Genomic DNA, 21,733 nt, shown 5'->3' on the forward strand with positions numbered 1-21,733 from the left:
CCATTCCCTACTCCCCGTCTTATCTAAAACTTTGAGCTTGACGCCATACTAGCCTTGAGCCAGTACCTGAATCGTATTTAACAAAGTCGGCGGGTCAATCGGTTTCACCAGGCAATCATCAAACCCTTCCATAGCAGATTCATCGTCAAATTCTTCTAGATCTTCAGCATCCATCAAGGAAATCACCTTAATACCTGATATGGCCACATAGCGTTTTAGATCATCCACAATATAGTGACTATTGCCACTGACAAGATGGTGATTAAGAATAATCGCTACAGGCTGTAAGATTTCCACCTGGTGCACAATACGCGACCCCTCAATCACCCAAATAACCTGATAGTTGGCAGCCGTTAGCAAATCACAAATCAGGCTGGCACTATTCTCGTCGTCTTCCAACAAAATAATCCGACCGGTAACCGGTTCAACGCTCTGAAATGACGTCGGTACACTATCTGAGTGCTGCAGGGGAATGCGCACCGTAAACATAGATCCTTTTCCCGGTGTGGAAACCACCTGAATAGAACCATTGTGCAACTCAACCAGCTGTTTGGTGAGGGCCAACCCTAAGCCCGTGCCTGGATACTGACGTTGACGAGTCGTTTCTAACTGTTTGAATGTCTCAAATAAACTAGCTCGCTGAGTCTCAGGAATACCAATACCAGTATCCTCCACCTGAAACATGACATTCTGTGGATCGCGCCAAACCCGTAGGCTAATACGTCCATCTTTATCGGTAAATTTAACCGCGTTACTCAATAAATTAGCCAATATTTGACGGATACGTCGCGGATCGGCTCTAAAGCTATCATCGGTATCCGATAATCGTAAATTTATTCGTAAATCAACGCCCTTCGCCTGGGCTTCTTCTCGAAAACTCTCTAAGCTACTGCGGGCTAGATTTGATAGCGAAAAATCATTGATTTCCAGGACTGTCCGTCCCGCTTCAATTTTAGCAACTTCTAAAATGTCATTGATAATGTCTAGCAACTGTTCTCCACTGCTGTGAATAGTGTTGAGATAGTCTCGCTGACGGGGACTTAAATCGCCAAACGACCATCGCAACAATGTTGCTGACATGCCGATAATATAGGTCAAGGGCGTTCGCAGCTCATGGCTCATCGTCGCCAGAAACTCACTTTTAGTTTTGTTGGCCGCCTCTGCTGCCATCAGCGCATCTTTGAGATTCTGGGTGCGATCTTCCACCTTGGTCTTAAGGCATAACTTTTGATACTGTAGCTGTTCCTGTAAATCTGATTGGCGCACCGCAATGGCCAGATGCTCTGCAATTTGAGCCAAAAAATTACCTTCCCAAGGCTGCCACTGGCGTGGCTTAATGGTTGTATTCTGCTGGCGGCAGTGGTGACCAATTAATAAGCCCCATACGTTTCCTTCCAACCATATGGGCACCACCAGCTGAGAGATGACATGGGCCTGCTGTAGCTGAGTGACTAAGCAAGCATGCTGCTGGTAGTAAGTCGCTATATTTTCAATGGCATAGTATCTTGGGGCTGATAAATTCTGATAGCGTTGATGCCAAGGCTTGTGGTTCAAACAATGGGCATCGGCGTGATGTAGGATGGAGTCAATAGACGGATGGCCCCTAGCTTCGTAGGTAACATGGGGGCATCTCCTATCTCCAGACTGTTCTTCAGACTGTTGTTGTTCCCCATGCGATTGACTGACCAAGGCGGGAGGATTAACAATCTGATAGATAAACAACCGATCAAGACACAACCATTCACAAACTTCATCCAATGTTGGTTGGATGACAGATGATAGCGGCGCTGAGTGCTGTAGGCGAGCAACCACATGCTGCAAAATAGTGGCCGCTGGTGGCAGAGATGTTGGCACTGATGCCAACATCTCTAAACCGTTAGCCTCCAAAACTAGCTGCTGGATCAGTTTGATCAGATTGTGGTTGTCCAAAGCTACCTCTTGGGAGGATTTTTCAGTGAATGAGTCAACAACGGTCATCTGCTTTTGTAACTGAGCCCAGGTGGACCGACTACTGGCACTCAAGCTCTTGCGCAACCAAGGCGAAGACAAAAACTGAATAATGACCAGTGGGTTGGTGCAGAGGCAAACCAAATAGCTACCAACACCGTCCGGCTGGGCTAGTAACAACAAGCTCGTTTGGCCTGTTGATAACAGCGAAAATTTCTCAATATTGGCTTCTGTAGATAACAGCTGGCCATCGTCTAGCTCCTGCTCAGAAAGATGAGAAATCGCTCCTGCCAGCAAGCCTAGGAGACTTCTGCGCAACTGTTCAAAAACATGACGCGGAACGCTTTGATATTCTAAAGCTGAAGAGAAGCTAGACATAGCTATTTAATATCTCTATTTGACATCTTTTGGGATGAAAAACTTGGACCTGGCCACAAAATAGACGAAATAGGGATACCCATGATGATGTTTCTCACGGGGGTATTAGTATTGACTGTTATTGTCATGTCTTTGGTTTAATCATTTATTTTATTTATTCATTGGATCCTATGTTCAAAAAACAGTAAGCTTAGTTTGCTCAAAAAATATGATCGTTAAGCAAAGGTAGCCACTAATAGATCAGACGTTTGGCAAGCATAAGAAAGATACCATTGGCATGAGAGGCCACTCAATTCCTTAACGATAAAACCAGCATTTGCCTTTAAAGAATTGGTCTGACATTCTTAGTTACCATGGCTAAGAAACATTCTGTGCAACTAAAAATAATCTTATATTTTTATACGATTCATAAATAGTTGAATGCCGTAAGTTGCCGTTGTGATTAACCAGAATGAGCTGCTTTCATAGGTGACCCTAAAAGCGTCAATATCTAAGGAATTTCTGAGAGAAAAAGTATATTTGGGTTAAGCCATTGAAGGTGGTATCATCCTAGCCCTGGTATTTCAAGTTGAGGGTGAAACCCCATATTTCTTTCACAATGATGCTTGTCATGGGGCTGAACTTAGTTTTTTAGTGAAAAAACTAAATCACTCTATTGCTATTGATGAATATATTGTTAGAATACCCAACAGGTTTTGCTCATAGTAGCTGTATTCATTTCCTTAGGGTTCTGGAGGTCCCGCGATGGAACCTATCTCTGCTGAAGTAATTCAGCAAGTGGCCGATTATTTCAGTGTTCTGAGCGAGCCCATGCGGCTCAAACTTCTGAATCTTTTAGGGAATGGTGAGAAATGTGTGCAGGAGCTGGTGGAAGTTACTGAAACTAGTCAAGCCAATGTGTCCAAGCACCTTAAAGTGATGCTGCAGGCCGGTATTCTTCTCCGTCGTACCGAGGGCACATCTTCGTTTTATCGGGTAGCTGACGATTTAAGTTTTCAGCTATGCAGTTTGGTGTGCGATCGCATTGCCAGCCGCATTGAGGAACAGGCCAAGCATTTTCGTGCCTTTAGCTTTTCAAACCAGGAAATCGCTGCGCCAGAGGTGGAACAGGCTGAAGCTACAGGCTAGGTTAACGATCCTGGACTACTAGCGGTCAGCCTATCAAAATAGCGGTCCTAGGCAATCCGATAGTGGCATCCCAGGGTTGCCCAGTGGGCGGTATGCAGGGTATAGCTACCGGCGTCATCGGCGGCGGCGTGGCTGCTCAAGTCTTTGAGTAGCGCCTGTACCAGTGGTAGAGCATTTTCCCCTAAGGTTACCCGCTGATTGCTGGCGGAATTTGCAACCGATAGGAGCTCTTGCCAGCAGTTGAGCAGAGGGCTGGTGCTGCAAACCAGATAGGTTTCGACGCGGCCTTCAGTGTCATCGACCACCCAGGTATTCTGGTTAGGCAGGCTTAGGGCTGTGCCAGGGGCTAATGTCATCGCAGCCTGTAATGACTCCATAGAATAGGGTTGACCGTCGCTGGGGGGGAAAAAGGCCAGCATGCGATCGCGAGCATCAAACCCCAGCAGCATGACATATACAGGATCAGCCCCAAAGTTTAGGGCCTGATAGCGCACCTGGACACCTTTTGAAAATTCAACCGGATAATTTTGACGGCTAACCGCATCAGCCAAACGACTTTTTGACGCTTGACCGGTCGCTCGTCGAGTCTCCTGCTGCACCGCCAGCTTTTCAGTCTCCCCCACGACCAGCAGATTGAGACGTATGGCCAAGTGGGACGAGGCTTGGTTTTCACTCAACCGCAACAGCTTCATCGCCAGTATAGTTTCCAGCTTGGGCGATAGACGGCTGACCGCCATCTTCACCGCTTCGTCTTGTTTGGCTAAGGAGCCGGAAATCAGAGCCCGAGTGGGGGTAAACAGACCGTAAACCTGGGTTGCCGTTGGTGTGTCTGAATCTGAAGCCTCGTCCGTCTGGAATTTGCCCAACATACAGTCAGCTGGGCGCGAATCATCGGTCGATTCCACAAACGACAGTGCCGCTAGGGCGCTGGTGGCATCAACCCGCTCAATTCTTTCTAGGTTTGAGTCTATAGAAACGGTCAGGGGCAGGGTCTTGGGTAAAACTCGCATCACCTCATACAGGGGCTGACCCACGGGCCAGGTTTCACCGTCGGGTAGCTTGAACCGTCCAGTTAGCCCCGATTGCGATCGCATCACCACAGGTGATGCATCACCGTCAGGCTGTCGCCCAAAACTAAATCGCTCACTATACTGCACCACATCAGCAGGCAGTCCCCCTAGCCACAAATTAGCCGAGCGGCCCTCCACTGAGGTAAGTACCGCATCTAGACAGGGTAAATCAGTGTCTCCATAGAGCGTATGTTCATCAGCGGTTTGGGTCGTCCAGCTAGGGGTTTGATTGGGAACTATGGGCAAAAGCGACTCCTGGGCACCGCGCATCGCCGCCGATAGCTTAGTCGGTAACTGGGCAGCCCAGAGATAGCGGGTCAACCCATAGGTAAATAATCCAGCCCCAAAATCAGTCCACTGCCGCTCGATGACCGGCTGACCATCACGGGCCGCCATCAGTAAATCACCTGGGAAAAATGCAGGTTCCGTCGACGTTTGTACCTTGCTCACGTCTGCAGCTAGAGCATCAGATACATCAGGAAAATGGAAGGCTTCCACCACCGGCATATGCCAGCGAGCCCGAGAATTATAGCCGCTAGATAACGGCACATCGGGCCGACTATACCCGGCGTCTATCACCGTAAATAACTGCTTTGTCTTTAACCTAGCCAGAATCTGTTTGACCCACGATACTGGCACATCCCTGGACATCGACTCAGTCGCCGTTGGCAAATAGCCATCCACCGGCACCCAGGTTTTAATCCGTTTACCCGCGATCTCTACCTGGCCGCCATAACCACTAAAGTGCACCACCACACAATCATTGGCGCTCGCCGTTTGGGTGAGCTGATAGAGCGCCTCTAAAATGGCAGACTGGGTGGCCTGGCCATCCACTAAAGTCACCAAATTACTAGCATCAAACCCAAATCGATGGAGCAGCAACTGGCGCTGGAGTTCAATATCCGTCAGACAGCCCTGGAGCGATTTTAATCCTTGCCCCAGGGTCGCATTGGGATACTGATTAATCCCGATGAGCAGAGCCAGCTTACGACGGGAGGGATCTGCCAAGGCCTGCTGCCAGCCTAGCAGCCGGGACTGGCTCAATCCCAATCCCCCTACAATAGCCCCTGTCGCTGACAAAAACTCCCGTCGCTTCACTACCCAACTACTCCATTAGCTTTAGGCCTGCATGGCGCGAGATAGCTCGGCAGCCACTTCTGGACGAGAAAACTCCGGTGGAGGTAGCTCGCCACGACGCAGCATTTCACGCACTTTTGTACCCGATAGGTGGATCCGCTCTTCTTTACTGCTGGGACTAGTCTTACTAGTAGCCATGGTCCCGGTACGGGTGCAGTAGAACGCATGCTCAAACTTCATCGGGGTAATTCCCAGCTCACCAGGTTCAAACTGATCAAAGATATGCTGGGCATCGTAAGTGCCATAGTAGTCACCCACACCGGCATGGTCTCGACCCACAATAAAGTGAGTGCAGCCATAGTTCTTACGAATAAGAGCGTGGAAAATTGCCTCGCGAGGACCAGCGTAGCGCATAGCCGATGGATTAATCGCCAAAATTACCCGATCTTGAGGAAAGTAGCGATCCATCATGATTTCATAACACCGCATGCGCACATCAGCGGGGATGTCATCTTTTTTTGTGGCCCCTACCAGCGGGTGCAGAAATAGGCCATCCACCGTCTCTAGGGCACACTTCTGGATGTACTCATGGGCGCGATGAATGGGATTACGGGTTTGGAAACCCACAACCGTTTTCCAGCCACGCTCACGAAACATAGCGCGAGAAGCGGCAGGATCAATTTGATACTTAGGAAATAGGGGATGATCGTCACGCTCTAGCAGCCATACGGGGCCAGCTAGATTGATCGGTCCCTGGTCATAAACAACTTTTACCCCCGGATGTTTATCTTCATCCGTACGATAAACATTCACCGCTTCTTTTTGCTTGTCGTAGGTATATTTCTCAGCCAGTTCAAGCACCCCCACATAGCGCCCGGTGCTGTCGTTCAGGCGAATGAGCATACCCTCATTTAAAGGAGCCGCAATCTCTTCGGTCACCGATAGCGTCACGGGTACCGACCAGGGGAGACCGCTAGCGAGGCGCATATCAGTCACGACAGGCTCGTAATCAGCCTGGCCCATAAAGCCGCTCAGCGGGCTAAAGCCACCGATGGCAATCATGACCAAATCTGACAAGGCCCGGTCGTCTAGGGTGACCTGAGGTAAGAAATCAGCTTTACTTAAAAACTCTGCTTTTTGCTCATCGGATGCTAAGCGGTTAATAAGCGTGCCGCCGTGGGCAGCGATCCCATCAATAGTTAATGTCAAAAGTCCCTCTTTTCTTCTATAGAAACTGCGTCAAGAGTCATCAGTTAAGCGAACGGTCGAATAATACCGCCGCCGAGCACCCGATCGTCACTGTCGTACCATACGGCGGCCTGCCCTGGAGAAACACTAAACTGAGGCTCTGTAAAAACAAGTTTTACGGAACCATCGAGTAAGGGAACCACCGTGGCATCCACCGCAGGGGAGCGATAACGAATTTGAACCGTCGTCGCAATCGGAGCATTGGGCGCCTCAATGGACACCCAATTGACCCGATCAATGATGCACTGAGGCTGATGAACACTGTCCCGTTCACCCACAACCACTTGGTTGCGAGCAACGTCTAAAGCCACGACGTAGAGGGGGGCTGGAGCGGCAATACCCAACCCTTTACGCTGACCAATGGTGTAATGATGAATACCGGTATGCTGTCCCAATACCTGACCGTCGGCATTGACAATGTCGCCAGGTTTAGAGGCCAAATATTTATCTAAAAACGCCTGCATAGAACCATGCTGCTCAATCAGGCAAAGATCCTGACTTTCGGGCTTTTCGGCGGTGTGCAGACCGAGCTGAGCTGCCATGGCTCTCGTCTGTACCTTGGTTTGCTCACCCAGCGGAAACTGAGTCACCCCTAGCTGTTCCTGGGTAAGATCGTAGAGAAAATAGGACTGATCTTTGGATCGATCAACGGCGCGGCGCAGCTCATAGCGCCCTGTTTGGGGATTGTGGGCAATGCGGGCATAGTGCCCCGTCGCAATGGTCTGTACGCCAAATTCCTGACGGGCATACTCCAGCATGGGGCCAAACTTCACACTGCGGTTGCACTGGGAGCAGGGTAGCGGGGTGATACCTTGGCTGTAGCCTTCCACCAGGTAGTTAACTATTTTTTCTTCGAAGAGTTCACGGGTATCCACCACGTGATACGGAATATTCAGCTCTTCACATAGCTGGGCGGCATCTACCATACCCTCAGAACAGCATTGTCCTTTGCCCTTCATGAGCCACAGTGTGAGACCAATGACATCATGCCCCTGCTGGTGTAAGGTCGCCGCGGCTACCGAACTATCTACTCCCCCAGAAAGACCTACAACAACCTTGCCCATAACTGCACGTATCAAAATGCCAATACTTAGGCTAACACTCCAACTACAAAACCGTGATTGCTCATAGCTACTTTTGATATTGGATCTATATCCCATGGCCAATCGAAGACCTAGATCTAGCATTCAGAATTTTTGTGTCAGTGCTGCCGAAATGCAGGCCATTGAGACGCAGCTTTTTGACTCAGGATTTCCCATCGCGGCTCTGATGGAAAAGGTGGCAGGGCGGATTGTGGACTATGGGTTGGAACACTGGGAGCGATCGCAACCTGTAGGGGTGTTAGTCGGTCCAGGTCACAACGGCGGCGACGCCTTAGTCATCGCCCGTGAGCTGTATCTCCAGGGCTACGACGTGGTGATCTATGCCCCCTTTGAGCGGTGTAAGCCTTTGACAGCCGACCATGGCCGCTACTGCCGCAGCTTGGGTATTCCCTGGTATAGCAGCTGGGCTGAGCTGGAATCTGTTTTGGACCGATGTGCGCTGGTGGTGGATGGTTTATTTGGCTTTGGTTTAAGTCGCCCCCTGACAGGAGAGGTGGCGGCAGCGGTCACCGCCATTAATCAGAGTTCGGTGCCTGTGGTCAGTATCGACCTGCCCTCGGGGATCCACACCGATAGCGGCGAACCGCTCGGCACAGCCATCAGAGCCCAGACCACCCTCTGTCTAGGTCTATGGAAACGGGCCTGTTTACAGGAAGCAGCTCAGCCTTATTTAGGCGCCGCTCGTCTGATTGACTTTGATATTCCACTGGCCAATATCGACGCGGTGGTGGGTGCTCGGCCCAAGGTACAGCGGCTGACCCACGAACGGGCGCTACAGGCACTACCGCTGAAACGCTCCCCGGTGGCTCACAAATATACGGTGGGACAGCTTTTGGTGATCGCAGGCTCCAGGCAATATGTGGGAGCGGCCCTACTGACAGGCTATGGAGCCGTGGCCAGCGGGGTGGGTATGGTCACGTTGGTGGTGCCTGAGAGTTTGCGATCGCACATCGTGACCATGCTGCCAGGGGCCTTAGTCATCGGCGCTCAAGAAACACCAGCAGGGACCATTGCGGCCCTGCCGCCGCTCGATCGATACAATGCCATTGCCTGCGGTCCAGGATTAGCCCAGGTAGACTGGCTGCCTGAAGTCTTAGCGAGTGCCGCACCGCTACTGCTAGACGCTGACGGCCTCAATGGTATTACGGCCCAGCAGCTGACCGAGCGTCAGGGATCAACGGTGATCACGCCCCACCCAGGAGAGTTCCGACGATTATTTCCAGAGCTGACGGTGGGGCATGAGGGAGCCCTTAAGGCGGCTCAGTTGACCGGAGCCACGGTGGTGCTTAAAGGAGCCAAGGTAGCCATGGCCACGCCTGAGGGTCTGTGGCTCAATCCTGAAAGTACTCCAGCCTTGGCTCGAGGGGGAAGTGGCGATGTGCTAACGGGTCTAATGGGGGGACTGATGGCGCAGCGGCTTGCCCAGGATGCTGAGCAGGCGATGATCGATGCCGTTCTAGGAGCAGTTTGGTGGCATGCCCAAGCGGGGATATATGCCCACCAGCGACGGACGGTGCTGGGGGTAGATCCACGGGAGCTGGCCCGTTGTTTAAATTCGGCGTTGGCGGCTTGTTTGAACAAGTGTGCCAAGCCATAGATTAAATCTAAATGCGGCGAATTCGGATGGTGGGCAGTGCCCACCCTACGTGCGTTTGGATTGGCGCGATCTCAACATAATCATCGTCAATCCCAAAATTGTCAGCGGCACAATTACATACTTGAGAGCAGCCCCGTACATCACCGTACTGTCATGGTCGGTCGTTTTCATAATCAAGTACAAAGTGTACGCTGCATAGTACACCAGCAGCATTAGCCCTTCCCACCGACTCACCAAATTGTCGTTAAGACAAATTGGTAAACACATAATCGCTACCCCAATCATCACCGGGATATCAAATGCCAACACCGACGGATCAATCGCAATACCACTGGGGGAGAGGGCACTGGTCATCCCCAGCACGACCAAAATATTAAAAATATTACTGCCCACCACATTGCCAACGGCAATATCTCGCTCCCCCCGTAAACTCGCCACAATGGATGTGGCTAATTCAGGCAGGGATGTACCCAAAGCCACGACGGTTAAACCAATAATTAAGGGGTTGATCTGCAATGCATTAGCAATGGTCACCGCCCCCTCTACCAAGAGCTGTGAGCCAATCACCAAACAGGCCATACCGCCCAGGAAAGCCAGGACTTCGACGCTCACTCGAGACCAAGAAAATTCCTTAGGACCATACTCTTGAGCATATTCGCTTTGTACCTCAGGGTTAGTCTCGCGGCGACTTTGGAACAGCAGAAAGAAGGTATAGCTGAGGCCGCCCAGAAATAAGATGACACCGTCAGACGTATCAATTCGGCCATCCAGGCTAAAGAGAAAAACCAACCCAGATACCCCAATCATAATGGGGACATCTAACCGGACTAGCTGCTGGGCCACAACCAACGGCGCGACTAAGGCAGAAACACCCAAAATCAGCAGTACGTTACAGATGTTACTGCCAACAACGTTGCCAACGGCCAGGTCTGCCTGATTGTTAAATGCAGCATGCAAACTCACAGCCAACTCAGGGGCACTGGTACCAAAGGCAACTACCGTTAGACCGATCACCAACGGGGAGATGCGTGCCATGGCTGCTAAATTGGAGGCCCCGCGCACGAGGAAATCGGCTCCAACGACCAGGAAAACTATCCCCAGCAAAAGAAATACAGTGGCAGTCATGGCCTTACAGGCGATCTCCTTTCATACGTTCCTTATTCTGCTTGATTTATGACGTTAGCCCCATGGCGACCTATCCTAGCTCGTGCCCTGCATCGTAACCGTGCCCGAGCCTACTGTCGATATCTACAGCTAGCGACTATCAATGCCAGTGGGAGACCCTCTAATCGTACCGTGGTTTTTCGAGGGTTTGTTGGCACGGCGCTGCAAATCGTCACCGATGGTCGCAGCCAGAAAGTTCAGCACATACAGGCCCAACCTTGGGCAGAGGCGTGCTGGTACTTCACTGTTACCCGCGAACAATTTCGCATTAGTGGCAAATTAACGGTGGTGGCACAGGAGAATGACCCTATTCGTATGAATGCCTGGCAGGCAATGTCAGCCAATGCCCGCCAACAATTTTATTGGCCCCACCCAGGACAACCCAAAGCGGACATAACCGCCTTTGAGCCAGTTGTTCTGTCAACGCAGGGACCACCCGATAGCTTTTATGTACTCTTGCTAGAGGCTGATCGTGTAGATCACCTGATGCTTAAGGGGACTCCCCAAGATCGATACATTTATGAGTACAGGTCTGGAGAATGGGGGGTTAACGCTGTTAATCCTTAGTCGGACTTAGTCGGAAATTGAGGAGCACCCGTCTAAAAATTCTTCAATTGCCCGATCTTGCAATCGACAACAGCTACCCTCGTCATGGTCTTTAACAACAGCTGATGAGATCCCAACAGGAACAGGAGGAGGAGACTGCAGCTGGGCAACCTGCTGCTCTAGGGTTTCAATCCGATCTAATAGGGTGCGAATAACAGCAGCCTCGGAGTCAGGTAGTTGGCCATGCTCAAGGGGACCCGAACGACTAGAGCGATGTACCACACGACCGGGTACTCCCACTACGGTGCAGTCGGAGGGAACGTCTCTAAGGACAACGGAGCCAGCTCCAATGCGAACGTTGTTGCCAATTTGAATATTACCGAGAACTTTGGCCCCAGCACCCACAACTACCTGAGTCCCCACGGTGGGGTGACGTTTACCCGTTTCTTTGCCAGTTCCCCCCAAGGTCACGCCCTGATAAATCAAGGAAAAATCGCCGACAATAGCGGTCTCCCCAATGACTACTCCCATCCCATGGTCAATAAATACCCCTTGACCGATGGTGGCACCTGGGTGAATTTCGATCCCCGTGATCAGCCGGGCTACATGGGAAATAAACCGGGGTAAAAAGGGTAGCCCCACGGTCCATAGGGAGTGGGCTATGCGATACAGCGATAACGCATGCAGCCCCGGATAGCAAACTAGGACTTCTAAAGCGTTGCGGGCAGCAGGGTCCCGTTCAAAAACTACTTTAAAGTCGGCAATAAAAGTTCGTAACACGTAGACGTCCTCAAAGGTAGTAGAGCGTTGCTGAGTTGCGTTTTGGACAGGTTAAAAACCACGTCCAGAGATGTTAAGAAATGCTCCGCATTTAGCATACCGCAGGGATAGAAGTTCAACCTGAGTGTTGTCTGAATTAGGCCTTAAGGGATAGAAATATCCTTGGGGATCGATAGTTACTGGAGCCATGGTGAATTCTCAGTCTCCCTATATTCTTTTTGTGCAGCATGGCTGGCACGATACCAATCGACGCGTCCATCGGCTGGGACACTCCCTGGCGGATGCTCAGACAGAGGTGATTGCGCCCAATTTGGGGTTGATTAAAACCTGGTGGCGGATGGAACCTTTGGTGGCAGAAGTGGAGCGGGTTGCGATCGCAGCCCAACAGCGCCATCCCGATCGCCCCTGGCGCATTGTCGGTCACTCCATGGGCGGCCTAATTTGGCTGGAGCTACTGCAGCGTCACCCCGACTGGTGGCCCCAGGTCGCCTCAGTCAGTTTAGTCAGCTCCCCCGTCGGCGGCGCTGACCTGGGCCGTATCTTTGACCCCTATCGCTGGGGTATCGGCATTGCCCGAGACTTAGGCACCGACCGTCGCCAAATAGCTGAGCAGCTGGCCCAACATATGCCCATACAAACCATCGCCAGCGACTACGATGGCGGCAGCGATGGCACCGTACCGATTCAATGCTCCCAGTTTCGCCATGCCCGCTACACCCAGCTCAGCGGCATCCGCCACGACAACACCAAAGACCATCCAGCTGTGATCACGGCCATTCAGGATTTTTGGGCCGCCCCTACTGCTCTGGCCAAGACCCTAGAAGATCCGGTAGAAGACACCATAATCGCCGCTTTACAGTCTATTCCTGGTATGACCGACGCCCACCGCCGCGATTTTGATCGAGCACTTCCCTGGGCCAATCTTGATCATGGGTTTACCATCTGCACCTGGCGTCATCCCCTGAGTATTCACCATGTATTTTTAGCTGACGAGCAAAACCGCTGTCGCTTTGCAGGCTTTGTCGGCTGGCCCGATACCCGTGGACTATATGATGGGTTAACGGCCATTAAGCAGCGCTATAGTGCGCTTTAAATTGGGTGCTTTGAAACAGCAATAGATTGATTTTTATCGGTCATTGGGCAAGCTGATGGCAGAGCCCGGCCTGAGATCTATACTGGCTCCTATGCCACTGCTGCTGTTTCCATGACGCCTATTCAGAGTGCATCAGTACCGATACAGTCCATGACTGACGAGTTATCTCCTGAGCCACTGTCTGAGCCATCGCCTGAACTCTCGATCATTGTCCCGCTCTACTGCGAAGAGTCCAACGTTGACCCTTTGTTTAAGCGTTTAGAAACCGTAGCCTGTGATTTGGGCGTGACCTACGAAATCGTCTGTGTCGATGACGGTAGCCAGGATACGACGCTGCTGCAGCTGATTAAACACCACAGACGCAACCCGGCCATTAAGGTAGTGGCCCTGGCCCGCAATTTTGGGAAAGAACTGGCCCTCACCGCTGGCATTGACTATAGCCAGGGACAGGCCGTGGTGCCGATCGATGCCGACCTGCAAGACCCGCCCGAGTGCATCCAGCAATTGCTAGAAAAATGGCGTGAGGGTTATGACGTGGTGTATGCCAAACGTCGTACCCGCTCTGGTGAAACCTGGCTGAAGAAATTTTCCGCCAATGGATTTTATCGTGTCATCGGCAGTATGAGCCAGGTGCCCATCCCCCAGGATACGGGTGACTTTCGGCTGATGGACCGTCGGGTGGTGGATGCCCTCAAACAGCTGCCAGAGCGCACCCGATTTATGAAAGGGCTATTCGCCTGGGTGGGCTACAAGCAAACCTTTATCATTTATGACCGCGATGCTCGCCACAGCGGCAATACCAAGTGGAACTACTGGAAGCTTTGGAATTTCGCCATTGATGGCATTGTCTCCTTTAGTTCTACCCCCCTAAGGGTTTGGGGCTATCTGGGGGTGATGATTTCTGTGATCTCCTTTATATACGCGTCATTTTTAATCATTCGTACTTTGCTACTGGGGATTGACGTACCTGGCTATGCCTCATTGATGGTGGCCATTCTATTTTTAGGCGGTGTGCAGCTGGTGAGCTTGGGAATTATCGGAGAATATTTGGGGCGCGTATATGAGGAAGTGAAGCAGCGACCATTGTATCTGGTACGAGAGTTTTATGGAGGAAAGGCAAAATGATTGATGGTGAACATCCGATGATCCATTGTGGGGAGGTTCCATGGAACCTCCCCACAATGGATTAGGGGTATGGACAATCAATGGATAATATCAAACGCCTGGTTCTAATCATTGCTCTCCTGTGCATTATTGCCACCGGGGCTGCCATGGTCTCCCTGGGGGGTATTGATGCTGATTGGTTGCAAGCCACCCTGAAGCAAGCCGGTATTTGGGGACCGATTATCTACATCGTGATCTACACGGTGGCCACGGTCCTGGTACTCCCGTCTACGGTGCTCAACCTGGCTGGGGGAGCCCTATTTGGACCATGGCTGGGTTCGCTTTGGACTACGATTGGTGCCCTCGTCGCCGCCATGGTCGCGTTTGGGTTTACCCGCACTATCGGGCGAGAATTAGTCGAAAAACGACTGGCCGGCTACTGGCAAACCCTTGATGCGGAGATTCGCCATGGGGGGCTTTTTTATATGTTCTCCATTCGGCTACTGCCGGTGATTCCCTATGGATTGGTCAATTTTGCGGCGGGGCTCACCTCCATTAGCTGGAAGGACTACGTGCTAGGAACAGCGTTGGGCACATTACCAGGGGTGTTACCGTTTGTTCTGTTGGGTAGCTCTGGACTAACGCTGTCCCAAACGGGAGACCTGTTGCCGCTTGTGGTAGCGTTAACCTTGATAGGCCTGCTGGTGGGAGGTGCCACCTGGTATCGACGACGGCGAGCTTTGCCAAAGGCTCTCACAAAAGAGCATTCGGAGCCGCCAGAGAACAGACAATAATTTACCCATGAAACGTTCTGAGCCATCATTTTCTTTGCCATTGGAACCTGCCTTGATGGGGGTGATTGGTGTTGCGATCGCACTGCGCTTTTTCCTGCTTACCCGCCACGAACTCTGGTACGACGAAGCCCTGAGCATGCTGCTGTCATCGGGGCAAAGGCTGTCTTATCAAGCACCGGGGGCGGCACCCATCGCCTTAAAAGAGTATAGTCAGCTGCTGCAAATACCAATGGAGCAGGGCCTGGGCGACACTATTGAAACCATTAAAAATATTCTCAAAGGCATTTTGGGCGATGCCCATCCTCCCTTGTTTTATCTGAGTCAGCATGTTTGGATGCGGCTGTTTGGGGCCGGGATTGCCGCTCAGCGCAGTCTGGTGGTGCTCACCGGTATTGGCACCATCGGCTGTGGTTATGGGCTGGGGCGATTGGTCTTGGGGGCTCGCGGTGGCTTAATTTTAGCAGCGTTGTTAGCCACAAATCCCTTTTTTCTTGCCCACTCGCTCAACCTGCGGATGTATGCGCTGCTGACGTTTTGGGCTGTCCTGAGCCAGTGGTTGTTACTGTTGTTATTAGCTTATGATCAACAGAAACGGCCCTGGCGACCTCTCTGGCTAGGTCTAGCAGCAGCTGTTGCGGGCGGACTGCTCACCCAGTATCTCTATGCCTACTGTTTGATTAGTCTCGGAATTACGGTATTGGTGCTGGGGCGAAGACACTGGCTGCGGTGCGGTAGCGCCCTGGGGATGGGCGTCTTGCTGTCGCTGCCGTGGGTGCTGTGGGGAACGCGGCAGCAGGCCAACAACCGCGCCGATGTGTTAAATCAAATCTCGGTGGAGGGCAGCCCTGCAGAGATCGCCTGGCGACATTTTCAAGACATTGCCCACACGCTGGCTAACCACCTATTGCTAGGGCACTGGACCACTGGGTTGAAGCCCTATGGGGAGAGTATTAAACCTGCCGCTGTTGCCGTGGGTGTAGGCGTGATTATTTTTCTCGTGTTTATTCTCTGGCAGCTGCGGCGAGAGCGACGCATTTTAGCAACTGGGGTAGTGCTAGGGCTAATCCCATTGCTGGTGGCGTTAGGTTTGGATATTCTGACCAACAAATTTACGGTGGGATTTGGCTGGGGCCGGTCCACCATCGTGGCCCTGCCGGGATGTTTGTTGCTGATTGCCAGCTGGCTGATGACGCTGCAACGGTGGCAGCAGCCGGTCATTGCTGGCGTGTTGTCGCTGTATTTGGTTATGGGTGTAGGCAGTTTTGTGGGTCGCGATCGCAACATTTTCCGCACCCTAGACACCCTGATCGAACCCGGACAAAGTACGCTGATCGTCATCAACTCCAACGCCTGGGGCAATGTCAGTCGCCTGGCGTATCACATTGATGGCAGCCAAAAACCAGTCGATATCTTGATGCGTAGTCCCGCAGACCTCGCTGCCGACCTGGAAATCGCCGTTGATACTGGCAACTACGACCGCATCTTATTTGCCAATACCCGTTACCCTGTCTGGGATACTCCAAAAACCGATGACATCGCTCAGGCATTGTATCGAGATGCCCAAGCCGCCTTAGAACCCAACTACCTGCTCACCGAGCAAACGTTTCTGACCGGCACCATGAAGCTTGACCAATTTGAGATTAGAGCCTATCGATACAATCTATGAGGCGCTCGCTCTACTCTCTGTAAGTTATTAGACGGCGACAAGATCGATGTGCTGTTATGTGACTACCTAAATTTAGGCCAAATAAAGGGCACGCTGCTCAAGGCTGAATCGCTAGGGCAATCGCATCTTAACCAGCCAACACCTTGAGTAGGTAGTCATCATCCCATCCAGCCCGTAGACGCTTGTTTTTAACTCCACCGTCGCCGTTTTCTCCTGGTTTAAGGCACTTAGCGCCAGATGTCTGAGCAGAGTAAAATTCTCAGGGGCGTGTCCCGAGCGAATTCGACACTCATCTTCGCGGAAGGCCACATCCAAAACCCAATGCACTCACCATGTGAATGGCCCCTTTCTCTTTACCTTCATCATAGGAACGACGCACAGTCTTGCCATCAATCGCAATCACTTCACCTTCCGTTAGGTGACTCACCGACCGCACCCAACTTAGAAAACATCCTTGTAATTGCTCAGGCTCTAAACGGGCAAAGACTCGAGCAAACGTATCATGACTCGGAATCCCATTGGGCAAGGCAAGAAACGTCTTCAGCCACGTATGTTTTGCCTTCCCATACGTGACAATACCGACCCAGCCATCGGCCCCGCAGATAACAGCCAAGATGGCGATGGTCAGGATATCAATCAGCAAGTGATCTTTGCTACGCTCTATCCTGGGGTCTTCGATACCCTTGAAATGGTCGGCAAGGCTGAGCTTGGGCTTGAGTTGCATTAGAAAGATCCAGCTTTTGCATAAAAGCCCAGCTTTCTTCATGAGTACCCACTGAAAGGACAAAAAACAAACAACCTAACGTCCTCTCCGGTTTACCTACTCAACAGTATTTTCACACTGTTTACAAGCGCCCCAACGCGGTCATCCCGCGACGCTTTACACTGCTCACCATTTCAGCATTGTCTCCTGTGGATGATGCCCCCTATCCCCAAAATTGGAGTCTGAATCATGGCCTACGGATTTGGCACTAGCACAACTAATAACACTTCAACCGGCAACAATAATATCGACAGCCTAGTGGCTAACCGACGTTGGAGATCGAGAAACGTCACCTACAGCTTTACTAGCAACTTTCGCAACGACTACGAAGACGAATCCGGCTACCCCAACAGCGGTGTCCACAACGCGACATTCTCCCCACTCAATGCCGCTCAGCGCTCAGCCACCCGTGATTGGATGGCCATGTATGAGAGTGTCTCTGGCCTCAATATGATTGAGCTTTCTGGCGCTAGCGATCGCCATGCCACCATGCGGATGGCGGAGTCTAGCCACCCTCGCACCGCCTATGCCTATCTTCCTGGTGGGTCTGTTCAAGCTGGCGATATTTTCTTTAACAGAACCAGCTACAACAGCCCCCAGATGGGTAACTACGCCTTTCACACCTTTGGCCACGAAATCGGCCATGCCCTGGGTCTAGAGCACGGTCATGAAACCGGTGGAGTTCGCAATGTCGCCATGAATGCGAACCGGGACTCGATGGAATTTTCCATCATGACCTATCGTTCCTACGAGGGCGACCCGCTCGTTGGTGGCTATAGCAATGAAACTTGGGGATATGCCCAGTCTCTAATGATGTATGACATCAGAGCCATTCAACAAATGTATGGGGCTAACTTTAACCATAACTCTGGCAACACCACCTACCGCTTTTCTACCACCACGGGTGAAATGTTTGTTAATGGCGTCGGTCAGGGGCAACCCGGTGGAAACAATATTTTCCGCACCATCTGGGATGGTAATGGCATCGATACCTACGACTTTTCTAACTACAGTAACAATCTCAATGTAAATCTGGCTCCCGGTAGCTGGAGCGATCTCGATGTGGGCGGCAATGACCAGCGGGCCTATCTTGGCGATGGTAACTATGCTCGCGGCCATGTATTTAACGCCCTCCAGTACAACGGCGATACCCGTTCGTTGATTGAAAATGCCTACGGTGGGTCCGGCAACGACCGCATCTACGGCAACAGTGCCAACAACTATCTGCGAGGCAACGGTGGCAACGACCGCATCTACGGCTACGCTGGTAACGACATCATTGTGGGCGGTGCTGGCAATGATTCTCTCCATGGTGGTAGCGGTCGCGATTGGATCTGGGGTGGTTCTGGCAATGACTTTATCAGCGGCGGCAGTGGTGATGACTTTATGGATGGCGGCAGCGGTATTGATACCGTCGATTATCGTCACTGGAATGGCGGTGGTAGCTACAATCTCTCCACCGAGGTTGCTAGCTTCTCTGGATACTACAATGAAGAGATTCGCAACTTTGAGAACATCCGCACAGGCAACGGGGCCGATATTGTAATTGGCACCAATGGCGCTAACCGGATTTATACCAACGGTGGTAATGACTTTATTTCTGCTCTGGGTGGCAACGACTTTATTTCCGCAGGGGCTGGCATAGACACCGTTTACGGTGGGTCCGGCAATGACCGCATCTACGGCAACGACGGTAACGACTATCTTCTCGGTGGCCGTGGTAATGACAGTATTGTCGGCGGTCTGGGTAACGACCGGCTCAATGGTACTACTCACGCTGCGCAGGGAACCGGTGAGCGCGATATTCTCCGCAGTGGCAGCATGAGTGACCGCGACACCTTTATCCTCGGAGAAAACGGTCGTGTGTTCTACAACGACCAGGGTAATACTGACCATGCTGTTATCCGCGACTTTGATGTTCACAACTTCGTAGGAGATGTTGCTGATAGAATCCAGCTGATCGGCAGTGCGGCTTTCTACACCCTGGGCAATGTCTCGGTCAATGGCGTTGCTGGGGCCGGTATTCGCTTCGGGGGTGACCTCATCGGCATCGTCCAAAACGTGAACGCCGCCAGCCTAAACTTGGCTGACACCAACCAGTTTACCTACGTCTAGTGCGCTAGCTGATTGGAGTCACTGCTGCGATGCTCAGTAAGCCAACTCAATCGTTTGTAAGCTACACATAAGCTGATTAACGTCTCACTGTTTGCCCCCAAGCCCTCAATCTTAAGGGTTTGGGGGCTTGGAGTTGAACTGATTGGGCAGGGGATCCACTGCAGGGACTATGGGTTCTCCCCGAAAACTGACAATTTGAGCGGGATGGGATCTCCAAGCCAGGAGGCATGTTCGGTATGGTCTTCAAGATCGCTGCCTGTCAGCGCATGTACAAGCACCGTCAAATTTTCCCGCTGGTTATCAAGCCATGGGATCAGCCCATCAAACTGTGTTTTATCAAAGGCCAGCTGACAGCTCCAGCGAGGGTGTGGCCCCACTAGCTTCTGATGAACTCGGCCCACCTTTACCCCGAACAGCTTCCCCGCTTCCTGACATATAGAGAATGCTTTGGCCACGGAGTTTTCATCAAAATAGACATGGGCGTGGTACTGCTCGTAGTTGTTGGCCGGTCGTTTTGTCATTGGTGAATAGCAAAAAGCGTTTGATACCTACCAATATAAGATTAGCGGCATGGCGGGGCGAAAATCTTCAAGGCGTCCCAGGGCATGATTATCCAACGTGATTTTCATGAGATGTTCGCGACCTAATTGCACAGAGAACCGATCGGCCTGAGAAACGAGTTCCAATACCCCTTTGGTATCCGTCGATGGCGTAAAAATGGTGACATTACTAATCGTCTGGGGGTTGCGGGGGACGGGCTGACGCTTAGGAACTCCTGGCGTCTGGAACGGGAAATAGAAACAGAGCGGTTCAGCTATATTGTGAGAATTTGCGCCCACATGGAAGCCGTTAGGTGGTGGAAAGTAGGCTGGTTGATAATGCCAGCCAGGGAAAGGCATGTCTAGACTGGCATTATCTTTGTGCGGTAGAAAAATGACGCCGAAAGGAGAGGCCGTAGGGTTTGCATCTCGCTCAGAAAAGCGCAGATCCCGACCTGGTCCATTTCTGGCCTCATCAGCATCCTGCACCCATAGGAATTCCAGCATGCCATTGGCAAAGTAAAACCGACGATTGGCGGTACCTTGACCGGGATGGGTATTTCTTGGTCCCTCCTGAAAGCCTTGTGCAACCAGCCGATCGGCTACCTTCGCTTCTGGCTCAACCAATATAAAAACGTGATCGAGTTCTAGGATCATGGTTGTTTATCCTTGAATTCTGATGTAATCATGCGCAGAAAATGGTTGACTTCCTGGAGCGATCTCAAATGATAAACCCGTTTCGTTCCCCTAGCCTGCTCCACGTACTCCCGGTACTTAGGTGTCAGTTTTGTATGGCACAGCCAGACTGTGTTACAGGAGTTTAGCGTTCCTTTTATTAGGGGGCTATTGTCTGGCCAGCCAGCGAGGGTTGCTCCTTTGAGAAATCGCTTCGTCACCCACCAATCATGGCGTACCACAGGCAGATCAAGATACACCAGAGTATCAGCGGTATATAACCGTTCCCATACCGTATCCAGAGAGCCAAATCCATCGATTACCCAATTATCTTGGCGTAGGAGTTCATCATGGGCAGCGTAGTAAAATAAGGGCAGAACTTTCGACACTGTCGAGGTTAAGAATGGCTAAAGCTTATATGCTAGCTAGGTGAGAATTAGATCCTTACCCATACCATTAGCGAATGTAGTACAGCGTTTTCTAGTCTTCTGAGGCACAGTAGCAGCAGTGCGTAAACCAAGACCGAATATCGTCAAGAGAGACTTCTGAGAAGGTATATTCAATCGCCTTGACCAAGTCAGGGTAGGTCCTTGCACCGATGCTCTTGAGACGACTCTTGATTTTAGACCAACAATTCTCAATAGGCGAGAAATCTGGTGAGTACGGAGGTAAGTAAATTAACCGAGCCCCCGCAGCCTCAATCAGTTCGCGGACGGTCTCGCCCAGATGGACCGAACAATTATCCATAAGCACACAAGTGCCCTTCCACAACTGTGGGACCAGTTTTTGACTAATGAAGGCTTCAAAGGTCAGTCCATCGGTTGCCCCCATCAAGCTATAGTCCGCTCTAACCTTGGGCGCTATCGAACCGGTCTCTCGGTACTGCTTGAGCAGTTTTTGGATAAAACTCTTAGCCACTCCGAATTGTTTGGCCAGCCCCCGTTGG

At 51.5% G+C, this 21,733-nt stretch carries 18 protein-coding genes and 1 pseudogene; 8 read left to right on the plus strand and 11 right to left on the minus strand.

What is annotated here, in order from left to right; genetic code table 11:
* Positions 1–48: 48 nt before the first annotated feature.
* Positions 49–2,325 (minus strand): GAF domain-containing hybrid sensor histidine kinase/response regulator, encoded by a 2,277-nt coding sequence (locus IQ260_RS01700; RefSeq protein ID WP_193990260.1) that lies wholly within the window; start codon positions 2,323–2,325, stop codon positions 49–51.
* A gap of 744 nt (positions 2,326–3,069) precedes the next feature.
* On the opposite strand from IQ260_RS01700, the gene IQ260_RS01705 reads away from it, so the two are divergent.
* Positions 3,070–3,453: an ArsR/SmtB family transcription factor gene (locus IQ260_RS01705; protein WP_193990262.1), complete on the plus strand. Its 384-nt coding sequence runs from the start codon at positions 3,070–3,072 to the stop codon at positions 3,451–3,453.
* 47 nt (positions 3,454–3,500) lie between these two features.
* Here IQ260_RS01705 and IQ260_RS01710 read toward each other — a convergent pair whose 3' ends face one another.
* From IQ260_RS01710 to mnmA, 3 genes are read right to left on the minus strand one after another with little or no spacing between them, the layout of a single operon-like run.
* Entirely contained in the window at positions 3,501–5,621 is a 2,121-nt protein-coding gene (locus IQ260_RS01710; protein ID WP_193990263.1) for a caspase family protein, read from the minus strand.
* 21 nt (positions 5,622–5,642) lie between these two features.
* On the minus strand, positions 5,643–6,809 hold the full coding sequence (sat, locus tag IQ260_RS01715; protein ID WP_193990265.1) for a sulfate adenylyltransferase: 1,167 nt from the start codon (positions 6,807–6,809) through the stop codon (positions 5,643–5,645).
* 44 nt (positions 6,810–6,853) lie between these two features.
* On the minus strand, positions 6,854–7,912 hold the full coding sequence (mnmA, locus tag IQ260_RS01720; RefSeq protein WP_193990267.1) for a tRNA 2-thiouridine(34) synthase MnmA: 1,059 nt from the start codon (positions 7,910–7,912) through the stop codon (positions 6,854–6,856).
* Between the two features lie 94 nt (positions 7,913–8,006).
* On the opposite strand from mnmA, the gene IQ260_RS01725 reads away from it, so the two are divergent.
* Complete coding sequence (locus IQ260_RS01725; RefSeq protein WP_193990269.1) at positions 8,007–9,548, plus strand: NAD(P)H-hydrate dehydratase; 1,542 nt, start codon at positions 8,007–8,009, stop codon at positions 9,546–9,548.
* A gap of 45 nt (positions 9,549–9,593) precedes the next feature.
* Here IQ260_RS01725 and IQ260_RS01730 read toward each other — a convergent pair whose 3' ends face one another.
* Positions 9,594–10,673, minus strand: a complete 1,080-nt coding sequence (locus IQ260_RS01730; protein ID WP_193990271.1) for a calcium/sodium antiporter — start codon at positions 10,671–10,673, stop codon at positions 9,594–9,596.
* 48 nt (positions 10,674–10,721) lie between these two features.
* Between IQ260_RS01730 and IQ260_RS01735 the strand changes: the two genes are divergently transcribed.
* Positions 10,722–11,279, plus strand: coding sequence for an Npun_F5749 family FMN-dependent PPOX-type flavoprotein (locus tag IQ260_RS01735; RefSeq protein WP_193990273.1), 558 nt, complete (start codon positions 10,722–10,724; stop codon positions 11,277–11,279).
* A gap of 6 nt (positions 11,280–11,285) precedes the next feature.
* On the opposite strand, the gene cysE is transcribed toward IQ260_RS01735, so the two are convergent.
* The gene (gene cysE, locus IQ260_RS01740) at positions 11,286–12,038 is read right to left on the minus strand and encodes a serine O-acetyltransferase (protein WP_193990275.1); all 753 of its coding nucleotides are present in this window, start codon (positions 12,036–12,038) and stop codon (positions 11,286–11,288) included.
* Between the two features lie 187 nt (positions 12,039–12,225).
* Between cysE and IQ260_RS01745 the strand changes: the two genes are divergently transcribed.
* The 4 genes from IQ260_RS01745 (at position 12,226) to IQ260_RS01760 (ending at position 16,695) form a co-directional block, all read left to right on the plus strand.
* Positions 12,226–13,131, plus strand: a complete 906-nt coding sequence (locus IQ260_RS01745; RefSeq protein WP_193990277.1) for an alpha/beta hydrolase — start codon at positions 12,226–12,228, stop codon at positions 13,129–13,131.
* 150 nt (positions 13,132–13,281) lie between these two features.
* On the plus strand, positions 13,282–14,256 hold the full coding sequence (locus IQ260_RS01750) for a glycosyltransferase family 2 protein (protein ID WP_193990279.1): 975 nt from the start codon (positions 13,282–13,284) through the stop codon (positions 14,254–14,256).
* 80 nt (positions 14,257–14,336) lie between these two features.
* Entirely contained in the window at positions 14,337–15,029 is a 693-nt protein-coding gene (locus IQ260_RS01755) for a TVP38/TMEM64 family protein (RefSeq protein WP_193990281.1), read from the plus strand.
* 7 nt (positions 15,030–15,036) lie between these two features.
* Positions 15,037–16,695, plus strand: coding sequence for a glycosyltransferase family 39 protein (locus IQ260_RS01760; RefSeq protein WP_193990283.1), 1,659 nt, complete (start codon positions 15,037–15,039; stop codon positions 16,693–16,695).
* Between the two features lie 322 nt (positions 16,696–17,017).
* Here the strand turns inward: IQ260_RS01760 and IQ260_RS01765 are convergent.
* A pseudogene (locus IQ260_RS01765) lies at positions 17,018–17,419 on the minus strand (ISAs1 family transposase); the annotation flags it as partial.
* 228 nt (positions 17,420–17,647) lie between these two features.
* On the opposite strand from IQ260_RS01765, the gene IQ260_RS01770 reads away from it, so the two are divergent.
* Entirely contained in the window at positions 17,648–19,573 is a 1,926-nt protein-coding gene (locus IQ260_RS01770; protein WP_193990285.1) for a M10 family metallopeptidase, read from the plus strand.
* Positions 19,574–19,740: 167 nt separating this feature from the next.
* On the opposite strand, the gene IQ260_RS01775 is transcribed toward IQ260_RS01770, so the two are convergent.
* The 4 genes from IQ260_RS01775 to IQ260_RS01790 form a co-directional block, all read right to left on the minus strand.
* Positions 19,741–20,094, minus strand: coding sequence for a DOPA 4,5-dioxygenase family protein (locus IQ260_RS01775; RefSeq protein WP_193990287.1), 354 nt, complete (start codon positions 20,092–20,094; stop codon positions 19,741–19,743).
* A 27-nt stretch (positions 20,095–20,121) separates the two neighbouring features.
* Positions 20,122–20,769 carry a VOC family protein gene (locus IQ260_RS01780; RefSeq protein WP_193990289.1) on the minus strand — a complete coding sequence of 216 codons (648 nt, stop codon included), beginning with the start codon at positions 20,767–20,769 and terminating at the stop codon, positions 20,122–20,124.
* Positions 20,766–21,176, minus strand: a complete 411-nt coding sequence (locus tag IQ260_RS01785) for a P-loop NTPase family protein (protein WP_193990291.1) — start codon at positions 21,174–21,176, stop codon at positions 20,766–20,768. The genes IQ260_RS01780 and IQ260_RS01785 overlap by 4 nt, the downstream gene beginning before the upstream one ends.
* 91 nt (positions 21,177–21,267) lie before the next feature.
* Positions 21,268–21,705, minus strand: a complete 438-nt coding sequence (locus IQ260_RS01790) for a transposase (RefSeq protein ID WP_322744873.1) — start codon at positions 21,703–21,705, stop codon at positions 21,268–21,270.
* Positions 21,706–21,733 lie beyond the last annotated feature (28 nt).

Origin of the sequence: Leptolyngbya cf. ectocarpi LEGE 11479 (assembly GCF_015207065.1) — a bacterium.
Lineage (GTDB): Bacteria > Cyanobacteriota > Cyanobacteriia > Phormidesmidales > Phormidesmidaceae > Leptothoe > Leptothoe ectocarpi.